This window comes from Paucibacter sp. XJ19-41 (genome assembly GCF_028462495.1).
In the GTDB taxonomy this organism is placed as follows: domain Bacteria; phylum Pseudomonadota; class Gammaproteobacteria; order Burkholderiales; family Burkholderiaceae_C; genus Roseateles_E.
Window position 1 is genome coordinate 1 of the sequence record NZ_JAQOWX010000007.1, and the last position, 20,109, is coordinate 20,109.

The following is a 20,109-nucleotide window of genomic DNA, read 5'->3' on the forward strand; positions in this document are numbered from 1 at the left end:
GCTGCGGCCGGTGCGCGGCCGGCGGCCGGGCGCTCATGGCGTGCGGCCGGGCGGTAGCTGTTGTCGGCCTTGGCGGCGCCACGGGGGGCCGGCGCGGCATCGAGCTTCATCGTCAGCGAGATGCGCTTGCGGGCCAGGTCGACCTCCAGCACCCTCACCTTCACGATGTCGCCGGTCTTGACGACCTCGCGCGCATCGCTGACGAACTTGTTGGCCAGCTGGCTGACATGGACCAGGCCGTCCTGGTGCACGCCCAGGTCGATGAAGGCGCCAAACTGCGCGACATTGGACACCGTGCCCTCCAGCACCATGCCTTCGGTCAGGTCCTTGATGTCCTCGACGCCGTCATTGAAGCGCGCCACCTTGAAGTCCGGGCGCGGGTCGCGGCCCGGCTTCTCCAGCTCGGTCAGGATGTCCTTGACCGTGATCGCACCGAACTTGTCGTCGGCAAAGGCCTCGGGCTTCAGCGTGCGGATCACATCGCTCTTGCCCATGATGTCGGCGACCGGCCGCTGCACCGCTGCCATGATCTTCTGCACCACCGGGTAGGTCTCTGGGTGCACGCCGGTCAGGTCCAGCGGGTTCTCGCCATCACGGATGCGCAGGAAACCAGCCGACTGCTCGAAGGTCTTGGGACCCAGACCCGTCACGGCCAGCAGCTGCTGGCGATCCTTGAAAGCACCGTTGGCATCGCGCCAGCGCACGATGGAAGCGGCCACCGTGCCCGACAGGCCCGAAACCCGCGCAAGCAGCGGCGCCGAAGCGGTGTTCAGATCCACGCCCACCGAGTTCACGCAGTCCTCAACGACGGCGTCCAGGGTCTTGGCCAGCTCGCTCTGGTTGACATCGTGCTGGTACTGGCCGACGCCTATGCTCTTCGGATCGATCTTGACCAGCTCGGCCAGCGGGTCCTGCAGGCGGCGCGCGATCGACACGGCGCCGCGCAGCGACACATCCAGATCCGGCAGCTCCTTGGAGGCGAACTCGGAGGCCGAGTAGACCGAGGCGCCAGCCTCGCTGACGACCACCTTCTCGATGATGGTGCCGGGCGCAAGCTGCTGGATGCGCTTGATCAGGTCGGCGGCCAGTTTGTCGGTCTCGCGGCTGGCCGTGCCGTTGCCGATCGCGATCAGGTTGACGCCGTGCGTGGCCACCAGGCGACCCAGCGTGTGCAGCGAGCCCTCCCAGTCCTTGCGCGGCTCATGCGGGTAGACGGTATGTGTGTCCAGCACACGGCCGGTGTCCGACACCACCGCCACCTTGACGCCGGTGCGTATGCCCGGATCCAGCCCCATCACGACGCGCTTGCCGGCCGGTGCGGCCAAGAGCAGATCGCGCAGGTTCTCGGCGAACACCTTGATCGCCACTTTCTCGGCCTCCTCGCGCAGGCGCGAGAACAGATCGCGTTCCAGACTCATGCTGAGCTTGACCTTCCAGGTCCAGGCCACGGTCTTGCGGATCAGGGTGTCGCCGGCCCGGCCGGCGGGGCTCCAGCCCAGGTGGCGGGCGATGCGCCCCTCGGCCAAGCCGGGCTGGCCGGCCACGATCTCCTCGTCCAGCACCAGCTTGGCATCGAGAAACTCCTGCGTGCGGCCGCGAAACACCGCCAGCGCACGGTGCGAGGGCACGGTACGGATGGGCTCGGCGTAGTCGAAATAGTCGCGGAACTTGGAGATGTCCGGGTTGTTCTCGTCCTTGCCGTCCATCAGCTTGGACTTGAACAGGCCCTCGGCCCACAACCATTCGCGCAGCTTGCCGATCAGCAAGGCGTCCTCGGCCCAGCGCTCGCTGAGCAGGTCGCGCACGCCGTCCAGCACGGCGAAAGCATCGGCAAAGCCCAGCTCTGCATTGATGAACGCAGCAGCCTCAGCCTGCGGATCCAGCGTCGGGTCGGCAAACAGCTTGTCGGCCAGCGGCTCCAGGCCGGCCTCGCGGGCGATCATGCCCTTGGTGCGGCGCTTTTGCTTGTAGGGCAGGTAGAGGTCTTCGAGCTCCTGCTTGGTCGGCACGGCCAGGATGGCGGCCTGCAGCTCCGGCGTCAGCTTGCCCTGCTCTTCGATGCTCTTGAGCACGGCGGCGCGGCGGTCCTCCAGCTCGCGCAGATAGCCCAGGCGCGACTCCAGCTCGCGCAGCTGGATGTCGTCCAGGCCGTCGGTGACTTCCTTGCGGTAGCGGGCGATGAAGGGCACGGTGGCGCCGCCATCGAGCAGCTCCACCGCCGCGTTGATCTGGGCCGGGCGAACCTTCAGTTCGGCGGCAATTTGAAGCAGGATCTTGTCCAAAACAGCGAAAGCCAAGGCTAAATCTTGAAGCGCGCGAGTGTGCCACAGGGGTGGGGGCGGGGTCGGCACCCAGGGCTCAGGCGGCCAGCCAGCGCCGCTGGCCGGCGATGCGGCGCAGATCGCTGAAGCGGGTCTCGCCCCGCTCGCGCAAGACCGGCCACAGCCGCAGCAGCAACTCGGCCGTGGCCAGGGTGTCGGCGGCCGCCTGATGGCGCTGTGCGCAGCGAATGCCGAAGTGCGCCATCCACTCGTCCAGCGAGCGCCGCCGCCCCTGGGCATGCAGCACGGCGGCCACCGGCTCCAGATCCAGCCAGCGGTTGGACAGGCGGTGGCCCAGCAGCCGGCCCATCTCGCGCTGGATCATGCCCTCGTCAAACGCTGCATGGAAGGCCAGCAGCGGCGCCGCGCCGACCCACTGCTCAAAGGCCCGCAGCGCCGTCGCCGGCTCGACGCCGCTGCGCTGGGCCGCCAGGCCGATGCCGTGCAGCAGGATATTGGCCTTGTAGTCGGCCGGCACGGGCCGGGCCTCGTCCTGGCGCAGCAGGATCTCGAAACTATCTCCCAGCAGGATGCGGGGCTCGGGCCTGAGCTCCACCGCGATGGCCGCGATCGCCAGCAGCCGGTCGCGTTCCAGGTCCAGCCCGGTGGTCTCGACATCGAGCACCACCCAGCGCTGCTGTGCATCGACGCTGCCGCGGCCTGTCAGGCGCTGCCACCAGCCGCTCATCGCAGATAGTCCAGTTCCAGGCGCTGCTGCAGACGACGCGCCACCTTGTAGCTCTCCTTGAGCACACGGCGGTCGATGTCATTGAGTTCGTCCAGCGCGATCCAGTTGGGGTGGGTGGTATTGCCCTCCATCTGCACCCGCAGCCTGAGCATCTGCAGGAACTCGAAGGCGCCGATCCAGCCCTCGCGCTCGTGCGCAGGCGCCTGCAGCACCCGTCCCAGGGCCTCGAAACGGGCCCGGGTGCCGGTTTCGGCCACGCCATGGGCCAGCGCGTAGAGCCGGGCCACATCGACAAACAGGGCCGTGCCGCCGAGCTTCAGGTCCACACCCTCGCGGCCACCGATCTGCTGGGCCTCGACGGCACCCAGCCAGTTCAGCGGGGTGCGGTTGCGCAGCGCGTTCTCGGCCATCTGGCGCATGAAGCGCGGCAGCCGCGCCGCATGGTCGCTGACCAGGGCGCGCAGCGGCCGCGCCAGCCTGGCCTCGCCCCAGATCGGCCGGAAGTCGAAATAGATGCTGGCCTTCAGCAAATCCTCCGGCGCGCCGTGCTCCATCCAGGCGCTGAAGGCTTCCAGCCACTCCTGCTGGCTCAGGCAACAGGCCGGGTTGCTGGCCATCACCTGGCCCTTGCACAGCGGGTAGCCGCAGGCATCGAGAGCCTCGTTGGCCGCCCGCGCAAACGCCAGCCAGCGCGGCCGGTCGGCGGCAGGGTCGCTGCTCTCGAATATCAGGCCGTTGTCCTGGTCGGTGGCAATGGTCTGCTCGCCGCGCCCCTCGGAGCCAAAGGCCAGCCAGCAGGCACGGCCCATGTCCAGCCCATGGGCTTCGGCCAGCAGCTGCAGCAGGCGCTGGGTCAGCACATCGTTGAGATGGGAGATCAGCTCGGTCAGCTGCCGCGCGGCCACGCCCTGGCCGAGCAGGTTGCGGGCAAAGCGGCGGATGTCCTGGGCCACCACGCGCAGCGTGTCCACATCCTGGGCATTGCGTATCGCGGTGCTGACCTGCTTGAGCGACAGGCGCTGCATCGCGAACAGATCGCGCTCCGAGACGATGCCCACGACCGCCCCTCCCTCGCCGAGCACCGGCACATGGCGCAGGCCGTGGCGCGACATCAGCAGCGCCGCGTCCTGGGCCGTGTCATCGCCGCGCAGGCACAGCACCGGCGTACTCATGACTTCCGAAATCGGCCGGCTCAGCGGCAACTGCGGCAGGGTGATGCGCGCCAGCACATCGTGGCGGGTCAGGATGCCCAGCGGCGCGCCGGCGGCGTCCAGCACCAGCACCGAGCCGATGTGTTGCTGGTGCATCAGCAAGAGGGCCTGCGCCAGCGGGGTCTCGGGCGCGACGCCGGTCGGTGATTTGCGGGCCAGCTGGGCCAGCGGCGTCTCCATCGACTGCTCGGACAGGGTCTGCGAGGAGTAGGCCACCTGCAGCGCACGGCGCGATAGCGCCAGAAACTGCGCGACGCGGCGGTTCAGGAAATCGGCAAAAGGCGCGCTCACCCGGGCCAGTCCATGCACTTCGGCCGCCGGCAGCAGCAGGCAGAAGGTATCGCCCTGCGAGGTGTAGGTGGCGGTGACGGCGCGCGCGCCCATCAGCGCGCCGACCGGGACGAAATCGCCCGGTTCGAAATGAAAGCCGCCGGTGGCCTCGGCCATGCCGCGCTGGGCCGTCACCGCTCCCTGGCGCACGAACAGCAGATGCTCGACCGGCCCCTGCTCCGGCGCCAACAGCAGCTCGCCCGGGCCGTAATAGGCCTGGCTGGCGGCGGCCAGAAAGCGTTCCACATGGGTGGCCTGCATCTGCGCGAATGGGGCATGCGCGCACAGCTCGCTGCGCAGATGTCCCAGCAGGCTGGCGGACGGCGTGGCATGAGGTGGATCGCTCATGGGGTGATCATTCATGAAAAAAGCCCCGCAGCAAGCTGCGGGGCCGATTCAGATCAAGACTTGATCAAAGAAGCATCAGGCCTGGCCCAGACGCAGGTCCGGATAGCGCACATGCTCGACCAGTTCCTGCGTGTCCTTGCTCGGCGCCGGCGTGATCAGGCTGACGATGATGATCACCGCAAAGCCCAGCGGCACACCGAACAGGCCGGCCGAGATCGGCAGGATCCCCCACCACAGCTCGATCGGCGAGGTCACGCCGAACACGCCGCGCAGCCAGGGCTGGGTCGTCCCCATGTAGTAGAAGGTGATGCCCAGACCGGCCGCGATGCCCAGCGACGCACCCCATTTGTTGGCGCGCTTCCAGAACACCCCCAGCACCAGGGCCGGGAAGAAGGCAGCGGCCGCGAACGAGAACGCAGCGGAGACCAGGAACAGGATGTCGGCCGGCTTCTGCGCCGCGACATAAGCCGCAGCCAGCGCCACCACCAGCAGCAGCACCTTGGAGATGGTGACGCGGCGGGCGGTCGAGGCGTTCGGGTCGATCATCTTGTAGTAGACATCGTGGCTCAGCGCGTTGGCGATGGTCAGCAGCAGACCGTCGGCGGTGGACAGCGCCGCCGCCAGACCGCCGGCCGCGACCATGCCCGAGATCACATAGGGCAGGCCACCGATCTCCGGCGTGGCCAGCACGATGATGTCGCCGCCGATCCTCATCTCGCCGAGCTGGAAGATGCCGTCCTTGTTGATATCGGCCACCGCCAACAGGGCCGGGTCGACCTTGGCCCAGTTGTTGATCCAGGCCGGCAACTGATCAAACGGCGTGCCCACCAGCACGGTGAAGACCTCGTACTTGACCAGCACGGCCAGGGCCGGCGCGGTGAAGTAGAGCAGGAAGATGAAGAACAGGCTCCAGGTCACCGACTCGCGCGCCTCCTTGACCGAGGGCGTGGTGTAGTAGCGCATCAGGATGTGCGGCAGCGCGGCCGTCCCCACCATCAGGCAGAACACCAGGGCCAGGAAGTTGCGGCGCGATTCGTCGAAGGTCTTCTTCGCCTTCTCGTCGCCATTCGGATCGCCGGCAAACTGCTGGCCGTGGGTCGGCATGCCGGCCAGCGGCTTGGCGCGCGCCTCGTTGGCGGTCTTGCCGGCCGTCCAGGCCTTCTTGGCGTCGGCCTCGTTGGCCGGCACGGCCGCCAACGCCTTTTGCGCCGCCTCGACCTCGGCCGCCGGGGCATTGGCCGCCTTCAGCGCGGCCAGCTTGCTCTCGGCCGCGGCCTTGTCGGCGGCCATCGCGGCCGGCACATCCTTGAGCTTGGCATCGAACTCGGCCGCGCGGGCCTTGAAGATCTCGATGACCTCCTGCTCCTTCGGATCGGCCTTGATCTTCTTCTCGGCCTCGCTGACCTTCTGCAGCTGGTAGCCGTAGATGGCCTGCGGCACCGGGATATTGGTCTGCTTGACCGACAGCCAGATCACCGGGATCAGGTAGGCAATGATCAGGATGATGTACTGGGCCACCTGGGTCCAGGTGACGGCGCGCATGCCGCCCAGGAAGGAGCAGACCAGGATGCCGGCCAGGCCGACGAAGACCCCGATCTCGAAGGCCAGACCCGAGAGCCGCGCGGTGATCAGGCCCACGCCGTAGATCTGCGCCACCACATAGGTGAAGGAGCACAGGATCGCCGCCGCCACACCCAGGATGCGCGGCAGATTGCCCTCATAGCGCGCGCCCAGGAAGTCGGGAATCGTGAACTGGCCGAACTTGCGCAGATAGGGCGCCAGGAACAGCGCCACCAGGCAGTAGCCGCCGGTCCAGCCCATGATGAAGGCCAGGCCGCCGTAGCCGGTCAGGTACAGCGTGCCGGCCATGCCGATGAAGGACGCGGCGCTCATCCAGTCGGCGCCGGTGGCCATGCCGTTGTAGATCGCCGGCACACGCCGGCCGGCGACGTAGTACTCGCTGGCATCCGAGGTGCGGCTCATGAAGCCGATGCCCGCATACAGCAGCACCGTCGCGATCAGGAAGATGAAACCGATGTACTGGCGCGGCAGGCCCATCTGCTCCAGGATCGCCAGCGCGATGATGAAGACGATGAAGCCGCCCGTGTACCAGGTGTAGACCTTGTTGAGCTGCTTTTTGAAAGCAGCGTTGGAATTGGCACTGAAGGTGCCGCCTGCGCTTGAGGGTGTTGAGCCTGCCATGTCATTCGTCCTCGGCAACGCCGTGTTCCTGGTCCAGCCGGTTCATAGTCCGCGCGTAGTACCAGATGATCAGGCAGTAGACGATCAGCGCGCCCTGGGATGCGACCCAGAAGCTGAACGGCCAGCCAAAAAAGGTGAAGTTCAGTTCGCGGGCGTAAAAGCCCACGACGAAGGTCACCACGAACCAGATCGCCAGCAGAACCCCGGTGATGCGCAGGTTCTTTCGCCAGTACTGGTGATGTCTTTCGGATAACTGCATCGCTGTCGTCTCCATCGCGTTGTAAGCAAGGCCGACCCGCCTGGCGGCGGTCCGGGCACCGATGCGTCCCCCTGCGCCAACAGCGCGCAGCCTGCGTGGGAACGCCCGTCAGGCGAGCAGGCCGGTCTCGCGCTCCAGTTGCGCGGCGACCTTGGGCTCGAAGCCCTTGAGGTGGGCGATGATGCGCCGTGCCTCGTCGGGCTCCTGACGGTCCACATGCACCCGGGCCAGCTGATACCAGCCGTAAGGGCTCATGGGTTGCAGTTCGGTGTTGCGCTTGAGGGCAGCGAGCGCCTCCTCGAAGCGTTGCATGCGTATCAGGCACAGGCCCAGGCCGTACCAGGCTCGGTCCAGCTTGGTATCCAGCGCCACGGCCTGGCGGAAGGCGGCCTCGGCCTCTTCCAGCCGGCTCTCGGCCTCCAGCAGATAGGCCAGGTTGAACCAGTCGCCGGCGCTGCGCTGCGGCGCTGCCGCCACCAGGGCCTGCAGATCGGCAATCGCCGCGCCGCGCGCGCCGCGCTGCGAGCGCAGATGGGCACGGCTGGCCAGGGCGTAGCTGTCCTGCGGCCAGCGCCGCAGCATCTCGTCAAAGATCCGCTCGGCCTGCTCACGGCGACCGAACACCAGGGCGGTGATGGCGCGCAGCTTCAGCAGGCGATAGGGCCAGGTCTTGCCGGATTGCTGGGTGTTCACTGACATTGCGCCACTCCGATCTGCAGGCAGAGATTGATCTTGACCACCGTCACCACCAGCCACAGGCTCAGCATCAGCAGGAAGGCGGCCAGCGGGATGTGGCGGTCCAGCACGACGCGCGGGCTGATCGCCCGGGTCAGCTTCACAAAGGGCTGGGTCAGCACCTGCAGCAGGCGGTAGAAGAAATTGCCTTCGCGCTTCTGGCCGGCCAGCAGGCCTAGCAGCCATTGACCGGCCATTGCCAGCAAGGCGATCTCGGCGATCAGCTTTAAGGATGATGTCAGCAAAAGCATAGTGGGTCTCGCGGGCGCTGACCGCACTGTGCGACCGCAGCGCTTACAGATTTCTGACAAACACGCCCCACCCTGGGGCAGCCCCACTATCGATAACCCTCAAAGCCATGGCGGCGGCCTCGGCACACAGGGAAATCCCGCCCGGGTCGGCCATGTAAAAATAGCGCGCGTGCGAGCGCTCCCGCGCCGGCAACCCAACCACGGAATCCCATGGACATCGAACGCATCAACACCATCGGCGCCAGCCTTGCCGACCTGACAGCGCGTACTGACGCGCTAAGGGGGTATCTTTGACTACGACCGCAAAGCACTGCGGCTGAACGAGGTCAACGCCGCGCTGGAGAACCCCAGCGTCTGGAACGAGCCCAAGCGCGCTCAGGAACTGGGCAAGGAAAAGCGCACGCTGGAAAACGTGGTCCAGACCATCGACCGCCTCACGAGCAATCTGGCCGACAACCTCGAGCTCTACGAGATGAGCAAGGCCGAGGACGATTTCGCCGGCCTCGAAGGCATAGCGGCCGATGCAGCCAAGCTGGCCGAAATCGTCGAGCAGCTGGAATTCCGCCGCATGTTCAACAACCCGGCCGATCCGCTGAACTGCTTCATCGACATCCAGGCCGGCGCCGGTGGCACTGAGGCCTGCGACTGGGCCGGCATGCTCTTGCGCCAGTACCTGAAGTACGCCGAGCGCAAGGGCTTCAAGACGACACTGGAAGACCAGACCGATGGCGATGTGGCCGGCATCAAGAGCGCCACGATCAAGGTCGAGGGCGAGTATGCCTTCGGCCTGCTGCGCACCGAGACCGGCGTGCATCGCCTGGTGCGCAAGAGCCCCTTCGATAGCTCGGGCGGCCGCCATACCAGCTTTGCCTCGCTGTTCGTCTACCCGGAGGTCGACGACTCGATCGAGATCGACATCAACCCGGCCGATGTGCGCACCGACACCTTCCGCGCCTCCGGCGCCGGCGGCCAGCACATCAACAAGACCGACTCGGCGGTGCGCCTGACCCACATCCCGACCGGCATCGTCGTGCAGTGTCAGGACGGTCGCAGCCAGCACAGCAACCGCGATGTCGCCTGGAAGCGCCTGCGCTCGCGCCTGTACGACCATGAAATGCGCAAGCGCATGGAAGAGCAGCAAAAGCTCGAGGACACCAAGACCGATGTGGGCTGGGGTCACCAGATCCGCAGCTATGTGCTGGACCAGAGCCGCATCAAGGATCTGCGCACCAACTACGAGACCTCGGCCACGCAGAAAGTGCTGGACGGCGATCTCGATCAGTTCATCACCGAGAGCCTGAAGCAAGGCGTCTGAGACCGACGAGACACCCGGCGCAGCGCGCCGGGCCACACAACAACATTGAGAACAAGCACCATGCGTGAAGGCTCTGCCACCTTGATCCGCCGCGAAGACTATCTGGCGCCGACCTTCTGGATCCGCACGGTCGATCTGACCTTCGATCTCGACCCGGCCAAGACCCTGGTCACCAGCAAGATGCAGCTGGAGCGCAACCACGCCGTGCCGCACGGCCCGCTGCGTCTGCACGGCGAGGAACTGAACCTTCTGCGCGTGCTGATCAATGGCGAGAGCGTGTCCTTCCGTCAGGAAGGCGGCGAGCTGATCATCGACAATGTGCCCGACGCCGACTTCGCGCTGGAGATCCGCAACAGCTGCGCACCGGACAAGAACACCACGCTGAGCGGCCTCTACACCTCGGGGGGTGGCTTCTTCACACAGTGCGAGGCCGAGGGCTTCCGCCGCATCAGCTATTTCCTCGACCGCCCCGATGTGATGGCGGTCTACACGGTGCTGCTGCGCGCCGACAAGGCCAAGTACCCGGTGCTGCTGTCCAACGGCAATCTGCTGGAGAGCGGTGAGTTGGCTGGCGGCAAGCACTTCGCCAAATGGCATGACCCCTTCCCCAAGCCCTCCTATCTGTTCGCGCTGGTGGCGGGCGATCTGGTGGCCCGCGAACAGCGCGTGCGCACCCGCGCCGGACGGGACCATCTGCTGCAGGTCTATGTGCGCCGCGGCGATCTGGAGAAGACCGAGCATGCGATGAACTCGCTGATCGCTTCGATGGTTTGGGACGAAGCGCGCTTCAAGCTGCCGCTGGACCTGGAGCGCTTCATGGTGGTCGGCGTGTCCGACTTCAATATGGGCGCGATGGAGAACAAGGGCCTGAACATCTTCAACACCAGCGCCCTGCTGGCCTCGCCGGCCACGGCCACGGACGCCGATTTCGGCCGCATCGAGTCCATCGTCGCCCACGAGTATTTCCACAACTGGACCGGCAACCGCGTCACCTGCCGCGACTGGTTCCAGCTCTCGCTCAAAGAAGGCCTGACCGTGTTCCGCGATCAGGAATTCTCGATGGACATGGCCGCCACGCCCAGCGCGCGGGCGGTCTGCCGCATCCAGGACGTGCGTGGCCTGCGCGCGATGCAGTTCCCGGAAGACTCGGGCGCGATGGCGCACCCGGTGCGTCCCGACAGCTATGTGGAGATCAATAATTTCTACACCGCGACGGTCTACGAGAAGGGCTCGGAAGTCGTGCGCATGTACCAGACCCTGGTCGGCCGTACCGGCTTCGAGAAGGGCATGAGCCTGTACTTCGAGCGCCATGACGGCCAGGCCGTGACCTGCGACGATTTTGCGCAAGCCATCGCCGATGCCAACCCAGGCTCGGCCCTGACGACCCGGTTGGAGGCCTTCAAACGCTGGTACTCACAGTCCGGCACGCCGCGCGTGAAAGCCCGCGGCAGCTACGACGCCGCGTCGCAAACATACACGCTGACGCTCACCCAGAGCAACAAGGGCCAGCCACCGCAGGTGATCCCGGTCGTCACCGGCCTGCTCGGCCGTGACGGTACGGCCTTGGCCGAGCAATTGCTGGTACTGGATGAGACCGAGCAGCACTTCACCTTCCAGGACATCGCCGTCGAGCCGGTGCCCTCGCTGCTGCGCGGCTTCTCGGCCCCGGTATTGCTGGACGACGGTCTGAGCGACGCCGAATTGCTGGTGCTGCTGACCCATGATGCCGACGCCTTCAACCGTTGGGAAGCCGGCCAGCGCCTGGCGCTGAACCGCATCCTCGGCGCGGTCCGCAGTGGCCAGCCCTTGCAGCTGGACACGGCCTTCATCGAGGCCATGCGCGCGGTGCTGAACCACGCCGAGCTGGACGCTGCCTTCAAGGAGCTGGCCCTGACCCTGCCGGGCGAGGCCTATATCGCCGAGCAGTTGGAGGTGGTCGATCCGCAAGCCATCCATGCCGCTGTCGAGGCCGCACAGATCCAGCTCGCCGCCGCGCTGCGCGAGGACTGGATCGCAGTTTTTGAGGCCAACCAGATCAAGGGCGGCTACACGCCCGACCCGGTGTCCGCAGGCAAGCGTGCGCTGGCCAATCTGGCGCTGGCCATGCTGGTGCTGGACGCGAAGGCGCAGAGCCGGCCCGATGCCGGCGTCTGGCTGGGCCGCGCCTACCAGCGCTTCAAGGACGCCGGTAATATGACCGACCGCCTGGGCGCGCTGGCCGCCCTGGTCAACGGCCATGCCGAGCTGGCCGAGCCGGCGCTGGCCAAGTTCCACGCGTTGTTCAAGGACGATGCACTGGTGATCGACAAATGGTTCGCGCTCCAGGCTCGCGCCGCCGAGCACGGCGGCCGCACCTTTGCCAAGGTGCGCCAGCTGCTGCAGCACCCCGACTTCAGCATGAAGAACCCCAACCGTGCGCGCAGCCTGATCTTCTCGCTGTGCCTGTTCAACCCGGCGGCCTTCCACCGGGCCGACGCGGCCGGCTATGTGTTCTGGGCCGAGCAGGTGCTGGTGCTCGATGCGATCAACCCGCAAGTCGCCAGCCGCCTGGCGCGCGGCATGGACCGCTGGACCGCGCTGGCCGAGCCCTACCGCAGCGCCGCCCGCGAGGCCATTGCCCGCGTCGCGGCCAAACCCGATCTGTCCAACGATGTGCGCGAGATCGTCGAGCGCGCCTTGGCTTCCGGTTCCTGAAGACTCAAAGGATTGACCCCATGACCCGTCGCATCAGCCTGACCCAGTACCTGATCGAACAACAACGCCAGCACGGCCACATCCCGCAGGAGCTGCGACTGCTGATCGAGGTGGTGGCGCGCGCCTGTAAGCGCATCGCCATCAACGTCAACAAGGGCGCACTCGGCGATGTGCTGGGCACGGCCGGCTCGGAGAACGTACAGGGCGAGGTGCAGAAGAAGCTCGACATCATCGCCAACGAGGTGCTGATCGAGGCCAATGAATGGGGCGGCCATCTGGCGGCCATGGCCAGCGAGGAGATGGAGGGCATCTACGTCGTGCCCAACCGCTTCCCGCAGGGCGAGTACCTCTTGATGTTCGACCCGCTGGACGGTTCGTCCAATATCGACGTCAATGTCTCGATCGGCACGATCTTCTCGGTGCTGACCAAACCCGAGGGCGGCAAGGGTGTCAGTGAGGACGATTTCCTGCAGCCTGGCACGGCCCAGGTCGCCGCTGGCTACTGTGTCTACGGCCCGCAGACCACGCTGGTGCTGACGGTGGGCGACGGCGTCGCGATGTTCACCTTGGACCGCGAGCAGGGCTCCTGGGTGCTGACCGCCGACGACATCAAGATCCCCGAGGACACCAAGGAGTTCGCGATCAATATGTCGAATATGCGCCACTGGGACGCCCCGGTGACACGCTATATCGACGAATGCCTGGCCGGCACCACCGGCCCGCGCGCCAAGGACTTCAATATGCGCTGGATCGCCTCGATGGTGGCCGATGTGCATCGCATCCTGACCCGTGGCGGCGTCTTCCTCTACCCCTGGGACAAGCGCGAGCCTGGCAAGGCCGGCAAGCTGCGCCTGATGTACGAGGCCAATCCGATGGCCTTCCTGGTCGAGCAGGCCGGCGGCGCGGCCACCAATGCGCGCCAGCGCATCATGGAGCTACAGCCCGGCAAGCTGCATGAGCGGGTGGCCGTGGTGTTGGGCTCGAAGAACGAAGTCGAACGGATCACCGCCTACCATCTTGATTCGACAAAATAAATCCTGCTAGAATCGCGGGCTTGATAGCCGGTGTAGCTCAGTCGGTAGAGCAGCTCATTCGTAATGAGAAGGTCGGGTGTTCGATTCATCTCTCCGGCACCAAAAAACGTAGAAAGCCACTCCCGAGAGGGGGTGGCTTTTTTGTTCATGGAGCTCTGAACTTGTCCCAAGCCTTGGCCGCCTGGCTGACTGCGCCGCAACACCGCCGGGCCTGGCACATCCTGCTGGCTGCACTGCTGCTGGTGATCAGCTATCTGGCCTTGTCCACCGCCCCGCCACCGACGCTGGACAGTGGCTGGGACAAGCTCAACCACCTGCTGGCCTTCGGCGCGCTGGGCTTTTGCGCCTTTATCGGCGCCAGCGCCGCACGGAGCCGCTGGCTGTGGGGCCCGCTGGGGCTGCTGGGCTATGGCGTGCTGATCGAGCTGCTGCAGTCGCAGCTGCCGCCGCGCTCGGCCGACTGGCGCGATGTGCTGGCCGATGCGCTTGGCATCGCCGCAGGACTGGTGCTGGCCGCGCTGGCGCAGGCCCTGGCGCGGCGCCGCTGAGCTCGACAACGGCTACTCGATGCGCGCCCCACTGCGGGCGCGCTGCACCAGAAAGCGCCGCAGCTCCGGCGCTTCGCGGGCGAACTGCTCCTCGCTGAGCCAGCGCCGGTACAGCGGCAAGACCTGCTCGGGCCGTGCGGCCACCGCACGCAGCGCGCGGTCGATGTCGCTGATCACCGCCCTGCCCCAATCGCTGCGATTGCAGGAGAAATAGCCGACCGGCGACTCGCCCAGCTCCTCGATCGGCAGGCTCACCAGCTCGGCCGGCTGGCCCAGCTGGTGATAGCCGACCACCATCGGGTATTCCAGTGTGAAGTCCATGCGGCCGGCGCTGAGCATGGTCAGCAGATTGCCGGCGCGCGGCGCCACCATGGCCTGCACATTGCCGTCCGGTGCCGGCCTCAGCCAGGGCGCCAGATCGGCGCCGTAGTGGCGCTGGCTCATTACCAGCCCGTGCAGGTCGGCGCGCGCCGAGAGCTCACGCAGGGAGATGCTGCTGCGCCCCCGCGCAATCTCCTGCAGCCGCTCGCGTCGCAGCACCAGTTGCAGCTGGCCGGCCAGCAGGGCCGGCGTGAACAGGCGCTGCGCCAGCCGCTCGGGCGTGCGCATCGAGGTCGGCGAGCACAGCTGCAGGCCGGCCTTGCGCTCGACCTCGGCGCGCGGGCCGTTGAGCACGACAAAACGATGCCGGTACTGCGGCAGCTGGCGCAGCACCAGGCGCAGAAAACCGTCCATCAAGCCCTCGCCGAGCTGCTCGGCCGTCGCCGGCGCCTGGCCGCCGGGCAGCAGATGAAACGGCGGCCAGTCGGACAGGTTCCAGGTGATGGTGGGCTCGGCCACCACCGGCCTCGACAGCACGGCCAGGCACAGCAGGCTCAGGCGCAGCAGGCTCCTCGTTCTCCACATCGGACACTCCCTCGCAATGACGGTCAGCGAAGCGTCGATGCGCCCCTGCTGCAGCGCAGTCTAGGCGAGCACGGTGCGGCCGATCGCCTCATCAACGGGCTTCGACACCGCCATCCCAGGGTTTGAGTGCCAGCGCCACGGCATGGGCGCGGTTACTGGCGCCGAGCTTGCGCAGGATGCGCTGCACATGGTTCTTGACGGTCAGCGCGCTGATGCCCAGGCTGCAGCCGATGTCATGGTTGCTCAAGCCCTGGCGCAAGCCTTCCAGCACCTCCCGCTCGCGCTGGGTCAGACTCACGCCCGCTTGCGGCCCGCTAGCCGGCTCTGGCACCTCGGCCTGGACACGCAGCCAGCTGCTGTGCAGATGCGGCATTAGCAGCTGCAGCAGCACTTGCTGATGTTCGCTGTAGCCACCGTCCTGGCGCGCCAGCACGAAGAAGCTCTCAATCTCGCTGGGGCGCTGCGGTCGCGACACGCCGTGCACCAGCAGCTGGTCGTAGCCCGCCTGGCGCAGCAGGCCGCAAACCGGCTCGCCGCTTTCAGGCGGCAGCTGCACACGCAGCGGCCGGCAGCCGCCGCGCAGCCACAGCGCCTGCAGCTGAGCCGGCAAGGCCGCGCCACGGCTGCTGAGCAAGGTGGCCAGCGCGGCCGGCAGCGGCTTGCTGTTGAAGAGCTCGAAGGCGAGCTCGCGGTGGCTGCGCTGATAGGCACCGCACATCAGCAGCTGATGCGGCAGCAGCTGCTGCAGGCTGCCCTGGGTCCAGACAAAGAACTGGGCGCCATGGCGCAGGCTCAGTGCGGCCTCGGTCGTGCGCACCAGGGCCAGCACCTGCGCCTGGTTCAGCAGGGTTGATCCGTAGAAATCGTCCGAAGGCTGGGCTGACATGGGTGGCCGGGCATGCTGCTGAGTGCACAGCTTAGGTGGCGCACATGACGGCTTGTTGAAAAACAGCGGCCGCTACAGCAGTTTCACCAGCGCCAGTGTGATCGCCGGGAAGCACAGGAGCAAGGCCAGGCGCAGCCCGTCCCAGGCCAGGAAGGGCAGCACACCTTTGTAGGTCTCGCTCATCGGTACTTCACGCGCCAGGCTGTTGACCACATAGACGTTCAGGCCCACCGGCGGCGCCAGCAGGCCGATGCCCACGGTCGTCAGCACCAGCACGCCGAACCAGATCGCTTTGTGCTCGGCACTCAGCCCCCACAGATCCAGGCCCATGATGGTCGGAAAGATCACCGGGATCGTCAGCAGCAGCATCGACAACTCGTCCATCACACAGCCCAGCACGATGTAGAAGCACAGCACGCCGGCCACGATCAGGAGCGGGGCCACGTCTTGCTGCCCGACCCAGGCCGCCAGATGGGCAGGCATCTGGGTCAGCGCCAGCGCCGCGTTCATCATGTCGGCGCCCAGAAAGATCATGAACACCATCGCCGTGGTCTCGGCCGTGCCCAGAAAGCTGCGCTTGATGCCGGCCCAGCCCAGCTCGCGCTTGAACAGGCCCAGCAGCAGGGTCGCGACCGCACCGACCGCCGCGCCCTCGGTCGGCGAGAACACCCCGCCATAGATGCCGCCGAACACCAGGCCGAAGATCACGACGATAGGCCAGACGCCCCACAGCGCCTGCCAGCGCTCGCTCCAGGGCAGCGGCTCGCTGGGCGTGGCCAGCTCGGGCCGGGCCCGGCAGTAAAGCCAGATCACGACGATATAGCCCAGCGCCGCCAGCAGCCCCGGCAGCGTGGCGGCGGCAAACAGCTTGGCGATGTTCTGCTCGGTCAGGATGGCATAGACCACCAGGGGCACCGAGGGCGGGATCAGGATGCCCAGCGTGCCGCCGGTGGCCAGCGCGGCGGTGGAGAGCCGGCCAGCATAGCCATGGGCCTTCATCTGGCCATAGGCCACCTGGGTGATGGTCGCCGAGGTGGCCACGGCCGAGCCGCAGACCGCACCGAAGGCCGCCGCCGACAAGATGGCCGCCATGCCCAGGCCGCCGCGCACATGGCCGACAAAGGCCGCCGCCGCCTTGAACAGTGCTCGGCTCAAGCCTCCTTGGGTCGCGAACTGGCCCATCAGCAGGAAGAGCGGGATCACCGACAGGTCATAGACCGAGAGCCGCGCCACTGCGCTGCCCTTGAGCGTGTTCAGCAAGGCCATATCGCTGGTCATCAGCGCATAGCCGATGGCGCCCGGGATGAACATGGCCGCCGCGATCGGCACCCGCAGCGCCATCAGCAGCAGCATCGCAGCAAAGATGCTGGCGCCCAGACCGGCGCCGCTCATTGGCGCCCCCTTCGGCCTGCGGACTGTCCCACCAGGCGGGAGCGAGCTTGCTCGGGGCGGCCCGTCGCCGCGCTCATGAGTCTTCGCCCTTAGGCCCTAACAGGTCCTGAGTCATTTGCACCAGCGCGATCAATGCAGTCAATGCAAGACCTGGCCCCAGCACCGCATAGCTGATCCACATCGGCAGATCCAGAATCATCGTGGTCTCGCCGGCCTCACGCACGGCCAGCGCGCCGACGCCGGTGCGCCAGGCCAGCAGGCCCACCATCAGGGCCAGCAGCAGCGCGCCGATGCCGTCCAGCAGGCCGCGCGAGCGCGGACCCAGCTTCTGCGTAAAGAAGTCGACGATGATGTTGGCCCGCTGCAGCTGGCACCAGGGCAGACACAGCGCGATGCACAGCGCGATGCCGAATTGGCTCAGCTCGACATCACCGGGAATCGGCCGCGACAGCCAGGATCGGCCGACGATGCTTGCCACCGTCAGCAAGGCCACCAGGCAGGCGCTGACGCAACCAGCCAGCGCGCTCCACAGGGCCAGCCTCCGCAACACCCCCATCAAACTCACTTCTTGTACTTGGCCAGCAGGTCCTGCGCGTCCTTCAGCATCTGCTTGCCGGGCAGGCCGCGCTTGTCCATATCGGCCACCCAGTCGTCATACAGCGGAAGGCTGGCCTTGATCCACAGGTCCACCTCGGCGGCCGGCACTTTGTAGAAGGTGTTGCCGCGGTCCACCGCTGGCTTGCGGCCCACCGCCTGGCTCTCGTCCCAGGTCTTGCCGGCCTGCTGCGACAGCAGCGCGCCGCTGTTGCGGTCGATCACCGCCTTCAGATCGGCCGGCAGGCTGTCGTACTTGGCCTGGTTCATCGCCAGGATGAACAGCGCCGAATACAGCGCCGGGCGCGAGGCATCGGTCTCGGTGTGGTACTTGACCATCTCATGCAGCTTGACCGAGGGGATCACCTCCCAGGGCAGCGCGAAACCGTCGATCGTGCCTTTGCTGACCGCGTCGGCCACCGCCGGCAGCGGCATGCCCACCGGCGTTGCGCCCAGCGAGGCCAGCAACTTGTTGGTCTGGCGGGTCGGCGCGCGCAGCTTCATGCCCTTCAGATCGGCCAGGGTCTTGATGGGCTTGTCGCGGCTGTGCAGATAGCCCTCGTCATGGATGCTGAACATCAGCGGCTTGATGCCGGGGAACTCCTTCATGCCGTACTTGCCGTAATAGTCCCAGGCGGCGCGTGCCCCGGCCTCGGCCGAGTTGTTCATGAAGGGCAGTTCGAACACCTCCATGATGGGGAAACGGCCGGCCGTGTAACCCGGCAAGGTGAAGGCGATGTCGACGACGCCGTCCTTGGCCTGATCGATCAGTTGGGCCGGCGTGCCGCCCAGCTGCATGGCCGGGAAGATCTGGCATTTCAATTTGTTACCCGAGTCCGCCGCGATCTTGTCGCACCAGGGCTGCAAGATTTTGCTGGGCGGCATCGCACCGGGTGGCCAGAAGTGGTGGACCTTGAGGGTCACCTCTTGCGCCAGCGCCAGTGAGGCACCCAGGGCGCCGGCCAAGGCCAGCAGGGCGCGCAGCGCGTTTCGGGGCATCTTTTTTCCACTCACGCTTGTCTCCGCAAATGTTCGTTATGAGAGCCTATCGTATGCCCAGCGAACCGCCTCGCCATCGAGATTAGCCCTGTGGGCCGACCGGTAGGGCTGCTGACAGATTCGGACGGCGTGATGCGCTACGCTGCGTAGACCGCGACAGGGAGTCACCCATGCCTGCAGCAAGTTCGGCCACCAGCCCGGTGGCCCGCCAGCACCAATCCCATCAACTTGCCCAACGCTACGCGGCCGTGCGCGCCCACACGCTGGCGCTGGCCGCGCCGCTGAGCGCCGAAGACCAGGCGCTGCAATCGATGCCCGATGCCAGCCCGGCCAAATGGCACCAGGCCCACACCACCTGGTTTTTCGAGGCCCTGCTGCTCAAGCCGCTGGCGCCCGGCTACCGGCTCTTCAACGAGCAATTCCTCTACCTCTTCAACTCCTACTACGAGGCCCTCGGCCCGCGCCATCCGCGCCCGCAGCGTGGCCTGCTGAGCCGGCCCGGGCTGGACGAGGTGCAGGCCTACCGCGCCCATGTGGACGCGGCCGTGCTGGACTGGATCGCCCACTGCGACGCCGACAGCTGGGCGCGCGGCGAGGCCATCCTGGAACTGGGCCTGCAGCATGAGCAGCAACATCAGGAGCTGCTGCTGACCGACATCCTGCATGCCTTCTCCTGCAATCCGCTGTGGCCCGCCTACGGCAATTTGCCGGAGCAGCCGCCCGCGCCGGCACTGCAGTGGCTGAGCCATCCGGGCGGCGTGGTCGAGATCGGCCACTCGGGCACAGGCTTCTCCTTTGACAACGAAGGTCCGCGCCACCATGTCCTGCTGCAAGCCTTCGAGATCGCCAACCGGCTGGTGACTTGCGGCGAGTTTGCCGACTTCATTGCCGATGGAGGCTACCGCCGGCCCGAGCTCTGGCTGTCGGACGGCTGGGCTCTGGCCCGCGCCCAGGACTGGCAGGCGCCGGCCTACTGGCTGTCCGATGGCCGCGTCTTCGGTCTCTGCGGCGCCCGGGCCATGGACCCGGCGGCGCCAGTGCTGCAGCTGAGCTTTTACGAGGCCGCCGCCTATGCCGACTGGGCAGGGGCACGGCTGCCCAGCGAATTCGAGTGGGAGGCGGCGGCCACCGCCCTGCCCGGCCTGGTCCAGCTGTTTGACTGCGCCTGGCAGTGGACCCGCTCGGCCTACCACCCCTACCCCGGCTTCAGGCCACTGGCCGGGCCGGCGGCCGAGTACAACGGCAAGTTCATGGTGGGCCAGCTGGTCTTGCGCGGTGCCAGCCTGGCCACGCCGCCGGGCCATGCCAGAGCCACTTACCGCAATTTCTTTCCGCCGGCCGCGCGCTGGCAGTTCAGCGGCCTGCGCCTGGCGCGTGAGCCCCAATAAGGAGCCCC

Annotated in this window: 17 protein-coding genes and 1 tRNA gene; 6 read left to right on the top strand and 12 right to left on the bottom strand. The window is 66.8% G+C overall.

Going from position 1 to position 20,109, the window contains the following annotated elements:
* From PO768_RS03090 to PO768_RS03120, 7 genes are all read right to left on the bottom strand, one after another.
* On the bottom strand, positions 1 to 2,282 hold a 2,282-nt coding region (locus tag PO768_RS03090), incomplete at its 3' end, for a Tex family protein (RefSeq protein ID WP_272644901.1).
* Between the two features lie 76 nt (positions 2,283 to 2,358).
* Entirely contained in the window at positions 2,359 to 3,009 is a 651-nt protein-coding gene (locus PO768_RS03095) for a 3'-5' exonuclease (RefSeq protein ID WP_272644843.1), read from the bottom strand.
* Entirely contained in the window at positions 3,006 to 4,898 is a 1,893-nt protein-coding gene (locus tag PO768_RS03100) for a DUF294 nucleotidyltransferase-like domain-containing protein (protein ID WP_272644844.1), read from the bottom strand. Before PO768_RS03100 ends, PO768_RS03095 begins: the two co-directional genes overlap by 4 nt.
* Positions 4,899 to 4,973: 75 nt before the next feature.
* Positions 4,974 to 7,100 carry a sodium:solute symporter family protein gene (locus PO768_RS03105; RefSeq protein WP_272644845.1) on the bottom strand — a complete coding sequence of 709 codons (2,127 nt, stop codon included), beginning with the start codon at positions 7,098 to 7,100 and terminating at the stop codon, positions 4,974 to 4,976.
* A gap of 1 nt (position 7,101) precedes the next feature.
* Complete coding sequence (locus tag PO768_RS03110; RefSeq protein ID WP_262970889.1) at positions 7,102 to 7,359, bottom strand: DUF4212 domain-containing protein; 258 nt, start codon at positions 7,357 to 7,359, stop codon at positions 7,102 to 7,104.
* Between the two features lie 108 nt (positions 7,360 to 7,467).
* A complete protein-coding gene (locus tag PO768_RS03115) occupies positions 7,468 to 8,058 on the bottom strand; it encodes a tetratricopeptide repeat protein (RefSeq protein ID WP_272644846.1) in 591 nt (196 codons plus the stop codon).
* Positions 8,049 to 8,345 (bottom strand): hypothetical protein, encoded by a 297-nt coding sequence (locus tag PO768_RS03120; protein ID WP_137943987.1) that lies wholly within the window; start codon positions 8,343 to 8,345, stop codon positions 8,049 to 8,051. Before PO768_RS03120 ends, PO768_RS03115 begins: the two co-directional genes overlap by 10 nt.
* Before the next feature lie 210 nt (positions 8,346 to 8,555).
* On the opposite strand from PO768_RS03120, the gene prfB reads away from it, so the two are divergent.
* From prfB to PO768_RS03145, 5 genes are all read left to right on the top strand, one after another.
* Positions 8,556 to 9,660 (top strand): peptide chain release factor 2 gene (prfB, locus tag PO768_RS03125; RefSeq protein WP_272644847.1). Its coding sequence is split into 2 segments (ribosomal slippage): positions 8,556 to 8,636 and positions 8,638 to 9,660, totalling 1,104 coding nucleotides; the frame shifts between segments, so codons are not numbered across the junction.
* A 60-nt stretch (positions 9,661 to 9,720) separates the two neighbouring features.
* Entirely contained in the window at positions 9,721 to 12,354 is a 2,634-nt protein-coding gene (gene pepN / locus PO768_RS03130; protein WP_272644848.1) for an aminopeptidase N, read from the top strand.
* Positions 12,355 to 12,374: 20 nt separating this feature from the next.
* Positions 12,375 to 13,388, top strand: a complete 1,014-nt coding sequence (locus PO768_RS03135) for a class 1 fructose-bisphosphatase (protein ID WP_272644849.1) — start codon at positions 12,375 to 12,377, stop codon at positions 13,386 to 13,388.
* A gap of 26 nt (positions 13,389 to 13,414) precedes the next feature.
* A tRNA-Thr gene (locus PO768_RS03140) sits at positions 13,415 to 13,490 on the top strand.
* A 59-nt stretch (positions 13,491 to 13,549) separates the two neighbouring features.
* A complete protein-coding gene (locus tag PO768_RS03145) occupies positions 13,550 to 13,936 on the top strand; it encodes a VanZ family protein (protein ID WP_272644850.1) in 387 nt (128 codons plus the stop codon).
* Between the two features lie 12 nt (positions 13,937 to 13,948).
* On the opposite strand, the gene PO768_RS03150 is transcribed toward PO768_RS03145, so the two are convergent.
* The 5 genes from PO768_RS03150 to PO768_RS03170 all read right to left on the bottom strand — a co-directional run bounded on the left by PO768_RS03150 (position 13,949) and on the right by PO768_RS03170 (position 18,713).
* Positions 13,949 to 14,842 carry a TIGR02285 family protein gene (locus PO768_RS03150; RefSeq protein ID WP_272644851.1) on the bottom strand — a complete coding sequence of 298 codons (894 nt, stop codon included), beginning with the start codon at positions 14,840 to 14,842 and terminating at the stop codon, positions 13,949 to 13,951.
* A 91-nt stretch (positions 14,843 to 14,933) separates the two neighbouring features.
* Positions 14,934 to 15,728 (bottom strand): helix-turn-helix transcriptional regulator, encoded by a 795-nt coding sequence (locus tag PO768_RS03155; RefSeq protein ID WP_272644852.1) that lies wholly within the window; start codon positions 15,726 to 15,728, stop codon positions 14,934 to 14,936.
* Between the two features lie 72 nt (positions 15,729 to 15,800).
* Positions 15,801 to 17,120: a TRAP transporter large permease gene (locus tag PO768_RS03160; protein ID WP_272644853.1), complete on the bottom strand. Its 1,320-nt coding sequence runs from the start codon at positions 17,118 to 17,120 to the stop codon at positions 15,801 to 15,803.
* Positions 17,121 to 17,193: 73 nt separating this feature from the next.
* Positions 17,194 to 17,676 carry a TRAP transporter small permease gene (locus PO768_RS03165; protein WP_272644854.1) on the bottom strand — a complete coding sequence of 161 codons (483 nt, stop codon included), beginning with the start codon at positions 17,674 to 17,676 and terminating at the stop codon, positions 17,194 to 17,196.
* A gap of 5 nt (positions 17,677 to 17,681) precedes the next feature.
* A complete protein-coding gene (locus PO768_RS03170; protein ID WP_272644902.1) occupies positions 17,682 to 18,713 on the bottom strand; it encodes a TRAP transporter substrate-binding protein in 1,032 nt (343 codons plus the stop codon).
* A gap of 170 nt (positions 18,714 to 18,883) precedes the next feature.
* Between PO768_RS03170 and egtB the strand changes: the two genes are divergently transcribed.
* Positions 18,884 to 20,101: an ergothioneine biosynthesis protein EgtB gene (gene egtB, locus PO768_RS03175; protein ID WP_272644855.1), complete on the top strand. Its 1,218-nt coding sequence runs from the start codon at positions 18,884 to 18,886 to the stop codon at positions 20,099 to 20,101.
* Positions 20,102 to 20,109 lie beyond the last annotated feature (8 nt).